At 55.7% G+C, this 13,625-nt stretch carries 13 protein-coding genes; 7 read left to right on the forward strand and 6 right to left on the reverse strand.

From position 1 onward, the window contains the following. Window positions 1-57 precede the first annotated feature (57 nt). Window positions 58-1,035 carry a porphobilinogen synthase gene (hemB, locus tag FHW04_RS09360; protein ID WP_031375259.1) on the forward strand — a complete coding sequence of 326 codons (978 nt, stop codon included), beginning with the start codon at window positions 58-60 and terminating at the stop codon, window positions 1,033-1,035. 109 nt (window positions 1,036-1,144) lie between these two features. Next, window positions 1,145-2,113, forward strand: a complete 969-nt coding sequence (locus FHW04_RS09365) for a GGDEF domain-containing protein (protein ID WP_031375260.1) — start codon at window positions 1,145-1,147, stop codon at window positions 2,111-2,113. 40 nt (window positions 2,114-2,153) lie between these two features. Here FHW04_RS09365 and FHW04_RS09370 read toward each other — a convergent pair whose 3' ends face one another. Beyond that, a complete protein-coding gene (locus FHW04_RS09370) occupies window positions 2,154-3,176 on the reverse strand; it encodes an alpha/beta fold hydrolase (protein WP_031375261.1) in 1,023 nt (340 codons plus the stop codon). Window positions 3,177-3,527: 351 nt separating this feature from the next. On the opposite strand from FHW04_RS09370, the gene FHW04_RS09375 reads away from it, so the two are divergent. Continuing rightward, window positions 3,528-4,025 carry a helix-turn-helix domain-containing protein gene (locus FHW04_RS09375; RefSeq protein ID WP_031375262.1) on the forward strand — a complete coding sequence of 166 codons (498 nt, stop codon included), beginning with the start codon at window positions 3,528-3,530 and terminating at the stop codon, window positions 4,023-4,025. A gap of 3 nt (window positions 4,026-4,028) precedes the next feature. Here the strand turns inward: FHW04_RS09375 and FHW04_RS09380 are convergent, their stop codons facing one another. Next, a complete protein-coding gene (locus FHW04_RS09380) occupies window positions 4,029-4,688 on the reverse strand; it encodes an epoxyqueuosine reductase QueH (RefSeq protein ID WP_031375263.1) in 660 nt (219 codons plus the stop codon). 270 nt (window positions 4,689-4,958) lie between these two features. Here FHW04_RS09380 and FHW04_RS09385 point away from each other — a divergent pair, with 270 nt between their 5' ends. Next, window positions 4,959-6,347 carry a sugar porter family MFS transporter gene (locus FHW04_RS09385; protein ID WP_089561871.1) on the forward strand — a complete coding sequence of 463 codons (1,389 nt, stop codon included), beginning with the start codon at window positions 4,959-4,961 and terminating at the stop codon, window positions 6,345-6,347. A gap of 15 nt (window positions 6,348-6,362) precedes the next feature. Here FHW04_RS09385 and FHW04_RS09390 read toward each other — a convergent pair whose 3' ends face one another. Next, window positions 6,363-7,043 carry an SDR family oxidoreductase gene (locus FHW04_RS09390; protein WP_031374837.1) on the reverse strand — a complete coding sequence of 227 codons (681 nt, stop codon included), beginning with the start codon at window positions 7,041-7,043 and terminating at the stop codon, window positions 6,363-6,365. Window positions 7,044-7,297: 254 nt separating this feature from the next. Here FHW04_RS09390 and FHW04_RS09395 point away from each other — a divergent pair, with 254 nt between their 5' ends. Then, on the forward strand, window positions 7,298-8,317 hold the full coding sequence (locus tag FHW04_RS09395) for a LacI family DNA-binding transcriptional regulator (RefSeq protein WP_031374838.1): 1,020 nt from the start codon (window positions 7,298-7,300) through the stop codon (window positions 8,315-8,317). A gap of 31 nt (window positions 8,318-8,348) precedes the next feature. On the opposite strand, the gene FHW04_RS09400 is transcribed toward FHW04_RS09395, so the two are convergent. Together FHW04_RS09400 and FHW04_RS09405 are read right to left on the reverse strand one after the other, a co-directional pair. Then, window positions 8,349-9,176 carry a hypothetical protein gene (locus FHW04_RS09400; RefSeq protein WP_031374839.1) on the reverse strand — a complete coding sequence of 276 codons (828 nt, stop codon included), beginning with the start codon at window positions 9,174-9,176 and terminating at the stop codon, window positions 8,349-8,351. 1 nt (window position 9,177) lies between these two features. Beyond that, the gene (locus FHW04_RS09405; protein WP_031374840.1) at window positions 9,178-9,375 is read right to left on the reverse strand and encodes a hypothetical protein; all 198 of its coding nucleotides are present in this window, start codon (window positions 9,373-9,375) and stop codon (window positions 9,178-9,180) included. 286 nt (window positions 9,376-9,661) lie between these two features. Between FHW04_RS09405 and FHW04_RS09410 the strand changes: the two genes are divergently transcribed. Next, complete coding sequence (locus tag FHW04_RS09410; RefSeq protein WP_089561872.1) at window positions 9,662-10,648, forward strand: aldo/keto reductase; 987 nt, start codon at window positions 9,662-9,664, stop codon at window positions 10,646-10,648. A 9-nt stretch (window positions 10,649-10,657) separates the two neighbouring features. On the opposite strand, the gene FHW04_RS09415 is transcribed toward FHW04_RS09410, so the two are convergent. Continuing rightward, window positions 10,658-11,842 carry an NAD(P)/FAD-dependent oxidoreductase gene (locus tag FHW04_RS09415; RefSeq protein WP_089561873.1) on the reverse strand — a complete coding sequence of 395 codons (1,185 nt, stop codon included), beginning with the start codon at window positions 11,840-11,842 and terminating at the stop codon, window positions 10,658-10,660. Between the two features lie 243 nt (window positions 11,843-12,085). Here FHW04_RS09415 and pitA point away from each other — a divergent pair, with 243 nt between their 5' ends. Next, on the forward strand, window positions 12,086-13,588 hold the full coding sequence (gene pitA, locus FHW04_RS09420; protein WP_128088259.1) for an inorganic phosphate transporter PitA: 1,503 nt from the start codon (window positions 12,086-12,088) through the stop codon (window positions 13,586-13,588). Window positions 13,589-13,625 lie beyond the last annotated feature (37 nt).

The raw sequence follows: 13,625 nt of genomic DNA on the forward strand, positions 1-13,625 counted from the left end.
CCTCCCCGGCAAAGGGAGTAAACTATTGTCACTTTTTTCACCTGCGTAAGAATGAATATGTCTGATTATTCCCTTATCCAGCGCCCAAGAAGATTGCGCGCCAGCGCGTCAATGCGCGAAATGTTCCAGGAATCTTCCCTCAGCCTGAACGATCTGGCTCTGCCCATTTTCGTTGAAGAGGGTGTCGACGATTACAAAGCGATTCAGGCGATGCCTGGCGTGATGCGTATCCCGGAAAAACGTCTCGCCTATGAGATTGAACGCATCGCGAAAGCCGGTATCCGCTCGGTGATGACCTTTGGTATTTCACACCATACCGATGCCACCGGCAGCGATGCCTGGAATGAAAACGGTCTGGTGGCGCGGATGTCCCGCATCTGCAAAGAGACGGTACCGGAAATGATCGTCATGTCCGATACCTGTTTCTGTGAATACACCAGCCACGGTCACTGCGGTGTGCTGTGCGATCACGGCGTTGATAACGACGCGACGCTGATCAACCTTGGCAAGCAGGCGGTAGTGGCGGCCGCGGCGGGCGCGGACTTTATCGCCCCTTCTGCGGCGATGGATGGCCAGGTACAGGCGATTCGTCAGGCGCTGGACGCGGCGGGCTTCACTCAAACCGCGATCATGTCTTACTCGACTAAGTTCGCCTCATCGTTTTACGGTCCATTCCGTGAAGCAGCGGGAACGGCACTGAAAGGTGATCGTAAGACCTACCAGATGAATCCGATGAATCGCCGTGAAGCGATCCGTGAATCACTGATTGATGCGGCGGAAGGTGCAGATTCACTGATGGTGAAACCGGCAGGTGCCTATCTGGATATCCTGCGTGATATTCGTGAGCGCACTGAGCTGCCGCTGGCGGCCTACCAGGTGAGCGGTGAGTACGCCATGATTAAATTTGCCGCGCAGGCCGGTGCCATTGATGAACGTAATGTGGTACTGGAAAGCCTGGGTGCGATTAAACGTGCCGGTGCGGACCTGATTTTCAGTTATTTCGCGCTTGATCTCGCCGAACAAAAAGTGCTCTGATCCCCTCCTCAATAAGACAGTGAATTGAATCGCTTCGATCACTGTCTTTTTTCTTTGCCGTAAGGCACACATCAGAACCTGGCTTCACCAAAAAATAAAGGGCTCTGCGATGAAAGCACCCGAGATCGCTGCCGATGAGGCACAACGTTTATCGCAGTTGCGTGCGTTGAACGTTATGAATACCCCTGCAGAAGAGCGTTTTGATCGTTTGACCCGTCTGGCACGCCGGCTGTTTGACGTTCCGATTGCGTTAGTCAGCCTGCTGGAAGCCGATCACCAGTGGTTTAAGTCGGCGCAGGGTTTTGAGCCCGCCGGATCGCCACGCAACATCTCCTTTTGCGGCCATGCCATCCTGCAGGATGAGATCATGATTGTGGAAGATGCCGCCACCGATGAGCGCTTTCATGACAATCCTCTGGTGACCGGCGAGCCGCACATTCGCTTCTACGCCGGCTGTCCGCTGCGGGCACCGGGTGGCGCGAAAATGGGCACTCTGTGCATCATTGGCCGTGAGCCGCGCCAGTTCGACGAAGAAGATCGGGCCACGCTGCGCGACCTGGCGGCGATGGCCGAAGCGGAACTGGTGGCGTTTCAGGCGGCCACCTGCGATGAGCTGACGCAGATTACCAATCGGCGTGGCTTTATGACGCTGGGCGAGATGGTGCTGAAAGAGTGCCGGATGAAGAACCGGCCCGCCTGTCTGACCTTTCTCGATCTGGATAAGTTTAAGCAGATTAATGACTCGCTCGGCCATCGTGAGGGCGACCGGGCACTGATGGATTTTGCTGACGCGATGAAAGTGGTGTTTAAACATTCCGATCTGTTTGCCCGCTTAGGCGGCGATGAGTTCGTGGTGCTGTTTAACGGCCTGCAACAGCAGCAGACGGAAGCGCTGCTGCAGCAGTTTGCCCACTACTTAGCCCAGCAGTCGATCAGCCTGAACCGCCGTTACCATCTGCACTTCTCGTATGGCGTGGTGGAGTTTGATGCAGCCCATCCGCAGTCGCTGGAGCAGTTACTGCATGACAGCGATGAGCAAATGTACCGCAGTAAAAAGCAGAAGCGAGCGGTGCTGTAACGTCAGGCGCCACTGCGCCTGACCGGTTACACCTGAGGGGTTACTGTCGCGCCAGGTCGTCGAGCAGGGTCTGATTAAACTTCGCTGGCTCTTCCATCTGCGGCGCATGTCCCATTCCCGGGAATTCGATTAACCGCGCGCCCGGAATCCGCTTCGCCACCTCTTTACCCAGCACCGCGTAATCACCGAGCCGCGCTTTGACCGCCGCAGGTGCGATATCGCTGCCAATTGCGGTGGTGTCGGCAGTGCCGATCATCAGGGTGGTCGGCACCGTCAAATCGCCGAATTCATAAAACACCGGTTGCGTGAAAATCATGTCGTAAATCAGCGCTGAATTCCACGCCACTTTCTGGTGTCCTGGCCCGCTGTTCAGCCCGGCCAGCATATCGACCCATTTGTCATACTCCGGTTTCCAGCGACCGACATAATAGGTCTGCTGCTCATACTTCTTAATCCCTTCGGCACTCAGCTTGAGTTCGCGCTGATACCACTGATCGACGGACCGCCACGGCGCGCCCTTAGCCTTCCAGTCTTCCAGCCCGATCGGATTGACCAGCACCAGCTTCCGGGTCTGCTCCGGATACATCAGCGCATAGCGTGTCGCCAGCATTCCGCCGGTGGAGTGGCCAATAATCACCGCTTTTTCTACCCCCAGCTGCGCCAGCAGCTGATGGGTGTTCTCCGCCAGCTGCTGAAAACTGTACTGGTAATGCGCCGGTTTGGTTGAACTGCAGAAACCAATCTGGTCGGGCGCCACCACGCGATAGCCTTGCTGACTGAGTGCGCGAATCGTCTCTTCCCAGGTCGCGCCACAGAAGTTTTTCCCGTGCATCAGCACCACGGTTTGTCCGTTGGCTTTTTGCGTCGGTTTCACATCCATGTAGCCCATGCTCAGCGGTTGCTGCTGAGAGGAAAAATTGAAATGTTGCAGAGGGTAAGGATAGTGAAATCCTTCCAGCTGCTCGCCGTAAACGTTGGCGGCGAGCGCCGGTGCCGTGCTGAGTAAGGTCAGCGAGGTGAGCAAGGCGGCAAGCGGTTTCTTCAACGCGTATGTCGGGCTCATCCAGGGTTCTCCAGGTTAAAGGTGAGGTGTAAGCCTGGCATGAAGTGCTGAAAAGTGTATTGATGGGCTGTGCGATGTTGATCATCCCCCTGCCGCTGAGACGTCTTATCACCGGTTAAACCCGCTTAAGCGAAACCGTTTAATTAAAATTACGCATCCCGCTTATTCACACTACTTATTTCACTCACTTCATCAACATATCAATTACAAGTAAGCCATTTATATTATCAAATAGTTATTAAAACTGCTTTATCGGAGATAACGATTCATTTCCTGATAAAACTTTACGTAAGAAATGCGCAGAAAAAGATAAGTTATTTTAAACTGCCCCGAAGATAAAAGGGGGATGTTATGAATGAGCGTAAATATAATGAAAGTGTGATCGTCTCTGTCACTGAGTGGATTGATAACAATCTCGATCAGCGGTTAAGCGTTGATGATATTGCGGAGAAAGCCGGATATTCAAAATGGTATTTACAGAAATTATTTGCCCGCTATCACAATGAAACGCTGGCGCGTTATATTCGCAAGCGCAAGCTGGCTGCCTGTGTCAATGATTTAAAAAATAGCCGTACGCCAATTATTAGCCTGGCGCTGAAATACCATTTTGAAAGCCAGCAATCTTTCACCCGCTCATTTAAACAGGTGATGGGATGTACGCCGAGCGTCTGCCGTCGGCGTCAGCTGGATGAGGCGACGTGCCAGCAGTTATCTGAGGCCGCCAATCCCTGTGCGCTATGCCGCTACGCTCAGCCTGAAACCCGTGAAAAAATCAGCAGCGGAATAAGCCAGAATATCACCTTATCCGCCCATCACTATGGCACGTCTGACTCAGCCCGTAGCCTGTGATGATCAGATATCGTCCGGTTGATAATATTGCACACCGATCTGAATTCGCTCACGGCCCTGCGTGACGCGATGACGATTGGTGTCGCGCAGCGAATAAACGCAGCCGCAATATTCCTGCTGATAAAAACTTTCGCGCTTGCTGATTTCAATCATCCGCGCCGATCCGCCGCCCTTACGCCAGTTAAATTCCCAGTAAAGCAGGTCAGGATAATGGGCCGCCGCACGCACTCCGCAATCATTAATCTGCTGCATATTCTTCCAGCGTGAAATACCCAGCGAACTGGTGATCACCGGAAAACCATTTTCATGGGCATACAAGGCAGTACGTTCAAAGCGCATATCAAAGCACATGGTACAACGCTCGCCGCGCTCCGGTTCCCATTCCATGCCGCGCGCCCGTTTAAACCAGTCATCACGGTCATAATCAGCATCGACAAACGGCACACCAAATTTTTCTGCAAAACGAATATTCTCCTCTTTGCGCAGCTCATATTCTTTGAGCGGATGAATATTTGGGTTGTAGAAATAAATGGTGTAGTCAATGCCGGATGCCAGCATCGCTTCCATCACTTCACCGGAACAGGGGGCACAGCAGGAGTGCAAAAGGACTTTTTTGTGGCCGCCAGGTAAGGGCAGCGGCTGGCGCTGATAAGGCTGAGACATAAGCACCTTCAATCATTGGCTGAAAAACCGCAGTGTAATAGCGCACGCCACCGGTTGCAAAATTTCCCGGGCAGGCGGAGCTTTTGCCTATTTGTGCGCTGTTATCAGTCGGCGCGCTGACAGCCAGGCCGCGCGCCGCCGGGCTGCTGGCGCCGTTCCCGCCGATGGCCAGGCTGCGGATGTTTAAACTGTGACCGGTAACACACTGCCCTCGACTATGTTTACATAACATTAACAATATTGACAAAGTTTCAGAGCAAGGAGAGAAGCATGGCTGCAGCAAAGAGATCGGGGGATCGTCAGAACCGCTTTACCTGGTTCGTCTGTTTTATGGCCGCGCTGTCCGGCCTGTTATTTGGCCTGGATATTGGCGTGATTGCCGGCGCGCTGCCGTTTCTCGCCAAAGATTTGCAGATCACTAACCATCAGCAGGAGTGGGTGGTCAGTTCAATGATGTTTGGTGCCGCGCTGGGTGCGCTGGGTGCTGGCTGGATGTCATCAAAGCTGGGACGCAAGAAAAGCATGCTGGCCGGTGCCACGCTGTTCGTGATCGGTTCGCTGTGGTCGGCGTTTTCACCGGATGTCGAATCGCTGGTCTGCGCCCGGGTAATGCTGGGCCTGGCGGTCGGCATCGCCTCTTATACCGCCCCGCTCTATCTGGCCGAAATTGCGCCTGAGCGTATTCGCGGATCAATGATTTCGATGTATCAGCTGATGCTGACCACCGGCATTGTGGTGGCGTACCTCTCCGATACCGCCTTCAGCTATAGCGGTAACTGGCGCTGGATGCTGGGGATTATCGCTATTCCGGCAGTGATCCTGTTTGTCGGCGTGCTGTTTCTGCCCAACAGCCCACGCTGGCTGGCCGCGCACGGTCGCTTTAACGAGGCGCAGCGGGTGCTGGATCGGCTGCGCAACACCAGCGAACAGGCCCGCCAGGAGCTGGAAGAGATCCGTGAAAGCCTGCAGGTGAAGCAACGCGGCTGGTCACTGTTTCGTTCTAACAGCCATTTCCGTCGCGCCGTGTGGCTTGGCATGCTGTTGCAGATTATGCAGCAGTTCACCGGCATGAACGTGGTGATGTATTACGCGCCGAAAATCTTCAATATCGCCGGTTTCTCCAGCACCAGCGAGCAGATGTGGGGCACCGTTATCGTCGGCCTGGTCAATATGCTGGCGACGCTGATTGCCATTTTCCTGGTTGACCGCTGGGGACGTAAACCGATGCTCACCACCAGTTTTCTGGTGATGGCGATCGGCATGGGCGTGCTCGGGACATTACTGCATCTGGGCGTGGAGACTGACTTCCGCAAATATTTCGCCATTGCCATGCTGCTGATGTTTATCGTCGGTTTCGCGATGGCTGCCGGTCCGGTGATCTGGCTGTTGTGCTCAGAGATCCAGCCGCTGAAAGGGCGTGATTTCGGCATTACCGCCTCGACCACCACCAACTGGGTCGGTAACATGGTTGTCGGTGCCACTTTCCTGACCATGCTCGATCAGCTGGGCAATGCCAACACTTTCTGGTTCTACGGGGCGCTCAATCTGCTGTTTATCGTGCTGACCATGCTGCTGGTGCCAGAGACCAAGCACGTAACGCTGGAGCATATCGAACGCAACCTGATGAAGGGCAAAGCCCTGCGTGATATCGGGGCGTAACCGCCCCGCAGAGGGTTACCATTGCAGCGTTTTACCGCTGTAATCAATGTAGTGATGACCGCCGCGGCCCTGCCAGGCGGTCAGCTGCCGGACAATACCCTCAGCGCTCTCCTCAACGGTTAACGGCGCAGCTTCACCGCCCATCTCGGTTTTTACCCAGCCCGGATGCAGCGTCACCAGCGTGCCGGCCTGGGCTTCAACCTCCTCAGCCAGCGACCGGCTCAGCATATTCAGCGCCGCTTTGCTGGCGGAATAGAGCGGCATGTCAGCGCGCGGGTTTTCGCTCAGGCTGGCCAGCTGTGATGAGGTGATCGCCAGCACTCCCTTCTGCTTGCTAAGTAGCGGCAGCAAAATTTCGGCACTGCGTACCGGTGCCACCGCATTGGTCAGAAACAGCTGAGCCAGCTCCTGCGCCTCACTCTGCGCCAGCGTCTGGTGCGCCGGACCAAAGATCCCGGCGTTAATCAGAATCGCATCAAACATCTGTCCGGCGAGCTGGCCTGCCAGCTGCTGCACTGCCGACGATTCGGTCATATCCAGCGCATGCCACGTGACGCCCGGCTGTTCTCCCTGCGCCGGGATGCCGCTGCGATGCGTGGCGGTCACCTGCCAGCCCTGGGCGGCAAACGCCTGCACCACCGCCAGTCCAATACCGCGTGATGCGCCGATCACTAATGCTTTACCTTGCTGAGCCATATTGATTCCTCATTGATGATGTCATCTATCAGCTTAACGGCAAATCCGCCCTGCCAGCAGCCGCAGGTGCTATTTCGTCCGGCAACCGCACAACCGGTAAAATGCGCCCGGCGAGCAGGTAAACCGGCCAGGCACTTTTCCCTGATGGTTTCCCATCAATATTTCGCTTTATCTTTTACTTTTAACCGGTTAGAAGATATCGATTGAGTGGCAGGCTGCGCGACGTTCGTCCGCTTTTTTCACGTGGAGTCTGAATGAAAAAGCTCACCTTAGACACGGTGGCAAAAATGGCCGGCGTCGGCATCGCGACGGTTGATCGGGTGCTGAATGAACGTGGCGGCGTGTCGCTGGAAACCACCCGCAAAGTGCTGAAAGCGGCACGCGAAGTCGGCCTGAAGCGCCTGCTGCCGGAGGAGTATCAGCATCCGTGGCAAATAGAAGTGTTCCTCAGCAACAACGGTTCTTCGTTTTTCCAGCAGCTGACCGCCCACTTCAGCGACGTCGCCAGCCAGCTCGGCTATCGCCGTCTTAAGCTGCACAAAACCCTGGTGACCGAAGCGCAGCCCGAAAAGCTGGCGCAGAGCATTATTGCCCGCAGCGCCAATCGCGACGGCATCATTGTTTTCGCCCACGATTCGCCACCGATCTATCGCGCACTGGCGCTGTGTCGCAGCCGTAACGTGCCGGTGATCACCATCGTGACCGATCTGCCCGCCGCCGATCGCCTGTGCCATGTCGGTATCGACCAGTATCAGGCGGGACGGACAGCCGGTTTGCTGATGAGTAAAACCAGCCATCAGCCCGGCGATATCGTGATGGTCAGCGGCCGTTTCGATTACCAGGCACACCGGCAGCGCATCGCCGGTTTCCGCGAAGTGATGAGCCAGCGCGCACCGCAACGTCACCTGCGTGAAGTGCTGCTTGGTCAGGACGACCGCGGCACCATCCGCAGCCTGCTGGCGCGTAATCTGACCCAGTCGCAGGCGATTGCGGGCGTCTACAATACCGGCATGGGCAATACTGACGTCAGCGAAACGCTGCGCGCCCATCAGCTGCTGGGCCGCTGTACTTACATTACCCACGAGCTTTATTCAGTGACCCGTCAGCTGCTGCTGAATGATGAAGTGGCGTTTACCCTCGATCAGCACGCCCGGCAGCACGCCCGGTTGTCGATTGACCTGCTGCTGCGGCATCTGGAAACCGGTTATCAGCCGGATGTCTATCAGCAGGGTAAAGTCGCGTTCCGGCTGTTTACGGCGGAGAATATGGTGTAACCCCTCACGCATTAAGGGGCCAGCACAAAGGTTACTGCGGCGGCTCCCGGCTCTCATCATCCGGACTCTGGCCGTCATCGCTGCCCTGGCTCTTCTCGACTTCCTGCGGATGACCCATCGACAGCGCAGTGGCGCTGGCCGGGTCAAACAGCGACAGGCTTTCAATCTGATCGACCATAATCACTTTACGAAATGACATCGCGTCTTTGGGCGTAGAGTCCAGCGTGATGCCGTGCTCGGCGTACCACTTGCTGTAGTTATGCTCTACCGCCAGCTTCAGCGTTTTGCTGTCGCGATAGCCGCTGAGCATCGGGATCAGGACGATATTTTTGGTGCTCTCATACTCAAAGGTCGAGGCGTGCACCATCCCGATGTAGATGCGGCGCGACTTGAGCGTAATCCACGCCAGTTCACCCTCTTCCATGCACTGAAACAGCAGCTGCTCAACGCCATTCGAGCGCGACAGTTGCTGATAGAGATCTTTACGCCCGGAGACGTTAAGTCGTGCACTGCCCGCCCAGTTCGAGCGATACAGGCAAAACAAAATGGCAAACGCCAGCATGATCACAATCGGTGCCTGGATGCCGAGGAAGCTCCAGTTCATAAACTCCATCTGCCATTTGAGATGGACGCCCGGGATCATCTGTACCGCGTTGGCAATAGCAGAGATGGCGAGCAGCAGTAACCAGACAATGCCGGTGGCAAACACGCCCTGCAAAACAAAAATACAGCCGTACAAGGCAACCAGAAAATAGACATCCCAGCCCGACGAGCGGCGGATTTTAAAGCGGCTATTCAAATCGCGGCTGGTGTACCAGTAACCACTGACCATTAACACCATGAATATTGCGGTACCCACCTCAGACTCCCTTTAACGTATTCACATGGCGGGCAAAATCTTCGTGCACTTCTTCACTAAGGGTGTTGACCGAGATATTGCCGTTCTCGTCAATGATGATGCGTTCACCTTCAGCGATGGAGTCGTTGATGTCCTGGCGGGACATGATCTGCAGAAATTTCTCGGGACTGGCAAACAGCGATTTAACAAATTTGAACATGGCGATCCACTTATCGGGTTTAAAAGAGAAAGTATGTGACCGAAACGGCACTCTCGCCTGGTTAATTTCAGGTGAAATTTCTTAAAATCAATTAATTAGCGAAGCGGTTAGTGTTCATCTCTGGCCGCATTTTGCTGAAATAGCCAACATAACCAGTAGATTGGCGGTGTCGTCTGCCCTTTTTCAGCGTAGCAGTCTGTGACCGGGCGTCATCCCTTCCTCGCCGGTTAGCGCTAAGCTCAATCTTTGTCAGCTTACTGTCACCCCTGTATTGAGGAAGATTCAGATGAAACAACGCACGTTAGGTCGTACCGGTCAGCGCGTCTCCGAAATTGGCTTTGGCGCATGGGCGATTGGCGGGAACTGGGGAGAAGTCAGCCAGCAGGATGCCGAGGCCGCGCTGCACGCTGCCCTGGATGCCGGCATAACCTTTATTGATACTGCCGATGTGTATGGTGACGGCCGCTCTGAAAAGATTATCGCCGGGGTGCTGAATCAGCGCGGCGGTGAGCGCCCGTTTGTGGCAACCAAGCTGGGCCGGCGGCTGTCGCCGCACGTGGTGGACGGTTATAACGCCAGCAACCTCAATGCGTTTGTCGACCGCTCGCGCGAGAATCTGCAAACCGGGACGCTGGATTTAGTGCAGCTTCACTGCCCGCCAACCGAGGTTTATTACAATCCGGAGGTGTTTGCAGTGATGGATGAGATGGTTGCCGCCGGGAAAATTCGCCATTACGGCGTGTCGGTAGAAAGAGTCGAAGAGGGGCTGAAGGCGCTGGAATTTCCCAACGTCTCATCTATTCAGCTGATCTACAACATCTTCCGCCAGCGTCCGGCGGAACTGCTGCTGCGTGAGGCAAAACGGCGTAATGTCGGGATTATCGCCCGCGTCCCGCTGGCATCAGGCTTGCTGACCGGGAAAATGGGCCCGGACAGCCAGTTTGCCGCCGACGATCACCGCGCCTTCAACCGCAATGGCGAAGCCTTTGATAAGGGTGAAACCTTTTCCGGCGTACCGTATGAGGTGGCGCTGGAGGCGGTAGAGGAGATTCGTCGTTACGTGCCGGGCGACATCAGCATGGCGATGCTGGCGCTGCGCTGGATCCTGATGAACGACGATGTCAGCGTGGTGATCCCCGGCGCGAAAAATCGCCAGCAGGCTGAAGACAATGCCCGCGCCAGCAGCGTTGACGCGCTGTCTGACGAGACCATGGCGGCGCTGAAGCAGATTTATCAGGCGAAGATCGCCCCTTACGTGCATCAGCGCTGGTAGTCGCGCGATTTACAACGCCTGGGCGCACGCCCAGGCGGAACTCCACGCCCACTGGAAGTTATATCCCCCCAGCCAGCCGGTCACATCCACCACTTCACCAATGAAATAGAGGCCCGGTACCGTCCGTGCTTCCATGGTTTTCGAAGAGAGCTGGGTGGTATCCACGCCGCCCAGCGTCACTTCAGCAGTGCGATAGCCTTCGGTTCCGTTTGGCTGAATACGCCAGGCGTGCAGCGTCTGCACCAGCTCCGCCTGCTGCTTGCTGTTGAGCTGCTTCAGGGTGATATCGGGCACCACCTTCAGCGTTTGCAGCACCTCCACCAGCCGTTTCGGCAGAATTTTTGCCAGGCTGTTCTTCAGGCTGAGGTTCGGATGCGCCTCACGCTGAACGGTCAGAAAGGCGTCGAGCGGCGTGGCAGGCGACAGATCGATAGTGACGAACTCACCCGGCAGCCAGTAGCTGGAGATCTGCAACACCGCCGGGCCAGAGAGTCCCCGATGGGTAAACAGCATCGCCTCTTTAAAGCGGGTGCCATCCTGCGCGTCGATGGTGGTCTCCAGGGCCACGCCGGACAAAGTCTGTAGCTGTTCCAGCAGCGGCTTATGCAGGGTAAACGGCACCAGCGCAGCACGCGTCGGGAAGACGGTCAGACCAAACTGTTCAGCAATTTTATAGCCAAACGGCGATGCGCCCAGGCCGGGCATCGACAGACCGCCACTGGCGATGACCAGTTTTTCCGCCTGAACCGTGCTGCCGTTGAGTTGCAGGGTGTAGCCGCTGTCGTCACGCGTCACGCTCAGCACTTCACTGCGTAACCGCAGCGTCACCTGGCCCTTTTCGCACTCGGCCAGCAGCAGATCGACAATCTGCTGAGCGGAATCATCACAAAACAGCTGGCCAAGGGTTTTCTCATGCCAGGCTATCTGGTGACGATTGACCAGATCGATAAAATCCCACTGGGTATAACGCGCCAGCGCCGACTTACAGAAATGAGGGTTATGTGACAGATAGGCCGCCGGTTCAGTGTAGAGATTGGTGAAGTTGCAGCGCCCTCCGCCCGACATCAGGATCTTACGTCCCGGCTTTTTGCCGTTATCCAGCAGCAATACGCGACGCCCGCGCTGTCCGGCCTGGGCGGCACAGAACAGCCCTGCGGCCCCGGCACCAATGATGATAACGTCAAACTGTTCCACGGCGGTTTACTCACTTAATCGGAAAGGCGCAGATTGTAGTGATCTGCTCACTGAGACGCCAGCGTCAAAAATTTGCCGTAAATGTGTCATAATGTAACTGACTAATATCTGGGCCTTTTTCCCCCTTTAACCCGGCTACGTTACTGCTAAAGGTCAAATTAAGGCTATATTTTCCTTTCCCATACAGCACGTTGTCGCGGATAATGCGCCGCGTTCATGTCCTCCAAAAATGGCGTAACGTTTATGCTACATCTGTTTGCTGGTCTAGACCTCAGTACTGGCCTGTTATTGGTTCTTGCCCTGCTGTTTGTATTGTTTTACGAAGCAATCAACGGCTTCCACGACACGGCCAACGCAGTTGCGACGGTCATCTATACGCGTGCCATGCGTGCCCAGCTTGCTGTGGTTATGGCAGGCGTCTTTAACTTTTTTGGCGTGCTACTCGGTGGATTGAGTGTCGCCTATGCCATTGTTCATATGCTCCCCACCGATCTGTTATTAAATGTTGGATCGGCTCACGGTCTCGCCATGGTGTTTTCTATGCTGCTGGCGGCGATTATCTGGAATCTCGGCACCTGGTATCTGGGTCTGCCGGCATCCAGCTCCCATACCCTGATCGGCGCCATTATTGGTATCGGTCTGACCAACGCCCTGATGACCGGTACCTCGGTGGTTGATGCACTCAACATCCCGAAAGTGCTGAACATCTTCCTGTCTCTGATCCTGTCGCCGATTGTCGGCCTGGCGATCGCCGGTGGCCTGATCTTTATTCTGCGTCGTTACTGGAGCAGCACCAAAAAGCGTGCCCGCATCCATATGACGCCAGCCGACCGCGAAAAGATCGACGGCAAGAAAAAGCCGCCGTTCTGGACCCGCATCGCCCTGATTGTTTCAGCGATCGGCGTCAGCTATTCGCATGGCGCGAATGACGGCCAGAAAGGCATCGGTCTGATTATGCTGGTGTTGATCGGCGTGGCTCCGGCCGGCTTCGTGGTAAACATGAATGCCTCGGGCTACGACATCACCCGGACCCGCGATGCGGTCAATCATCTGGAGCAGTATTATCAGCAGCACAACGCTTCGCTGACGCATATCATCCAGATGGCGCCGCCTAAGCTGCCGACGCCGGAAGAAGTGCCATCAACCAGCCCGCAGGAGTTCCACTGTGACAGCGCCCGCGCGTTACAGGCGGTTCAGCGCGCACAGGTGCTGCTGAATAATCTGCAAAGTTACGATCAGCTGACGGTGGATCAGCGCGGCCAGATGCGTCGCCTGCTGCTGTGTATCTCAGATACGGCGGACAAAGCGGCCAAGCTGCCGGAAACGACCCCGGACGATCAGCGCTTCCTCAATAAACTGAAAGGCGATCTGCTTGGCACCATCGAGTATGCGCCGGTCTGGATTATCGTTGCGGTTGCGTTAGCGCTCGGCACCGGCACCATGATTGGCTGGCGTCGTGTTGCCACCACCATTGGTGAGAAGATTGGTAAAAAAGGCATGACCTATGCACAGGGAATGTCAGCCCAGGTCACGGCAGCGCTCTCTATCGGCGTCGCCAGCTATACCGGAATGCCGGTTTCGACCACCCACATCCTCTCTTCGTCAGTCGCCGGTACCATGCTGGTTGACGGCGGCGGATTGCAGAGCCGGACCATCAAAAACATCGCCATGGCGTGGATCTTCACGCTGCCGGTATGTATTGTGCTGTCAGGTTCGCTCTACTGGATTGCCTTAAAACTGGTGTAATGCCAGCGAGATCAGAGGGCGACGCAAGTCGCCCTTT

The organism is Pantoea sp. AN62 (assembly GCF_050432985.1).
GTDB lineage: Bacteria > Pseudomonadota > Gammaproteobacteria > Enterobacterales > Enterobacteriaceae > Pantoea > Pantoea brenneri.

Bases quoted from the DNA above. Each gene is read 5' to 3' on its own strand.
- hemB (WP_031375259.1), top strand. From the start codon at position 58: ATGTCTGATTATTCCCTTATCCAGCGCCCAAGAAGATTGCGCGCCAGC.
- FHW04_RS09365 (WP_031375260.1), top strand. From the start codon at position 1,145: ATGAAAGCACCCGAGATCGCTGCCGATGAGGCACAACGTTTATCGCAG.
- FHW04_RS09370 (WP_031375261.1), bottom strand. From the start codon at position 3,176: ATGAGCCCGACATACGCGTTGAAGAAACCGCTTGCCGCCTTGCTCACC.
- FHW04_RS09375 (WP_031375262.1), top strand. From the start codon at position 3,528: ATGAATGAGCGTAAATATAATGAAAGTGTGATCGTCTCTGTCACTGAG.
- FHW04_RS09380 (WP_031375263.1), bottom strand. From the start codon at position 4,688: ATGTCTCAGCCTTATCAGCGCCAGCCGCTGCCCTTACCTGGCGGCCAC.
- FHW04_RS09385 (WP_089561871.1), top strand. From the start codon at position 4,959: ATGGCTGCAGCAAAGAGATCGGGGGATCGTCAGAACCGCTTTACCTGG.
- FHW04_RS09390 (WP_031374837.1), bottom strand. From the start codon at position 7,043: ATGGCTCAGCAAGGTAAAGCATTAGTGATCGGCGCATCACGCGGTATT.
- FHW04_RS09395 (WP_031374838.1), top strand. From the start codon at position 7,298: ATGAAAAAGCTCACCTTAGACACGGTGGCAAAAATGGCCGGCGTCGGC.
- FHW04_RS09405 (WP_031374840.1), bottom strand. From the start codon at position 9,375: ATGTTCAAATTTGTTAAATCGCTGTTTGCCAGTCCCGAGAAATTTCTG.
- FHW04_RS09410 (WP_089561872.1), top strand. From the start codon at position 9,662: ATGAAACAACGCACGTTAGGTCGTACCGGTCAGCGCGTCTCCGAAATT.
- pitA (WP_128088259.1), top strand. From the start codon at position 12,086: ATGCTACATCTGTTTGCTGGTCTAGACCTCAGTACTGGCCTGTTATTG.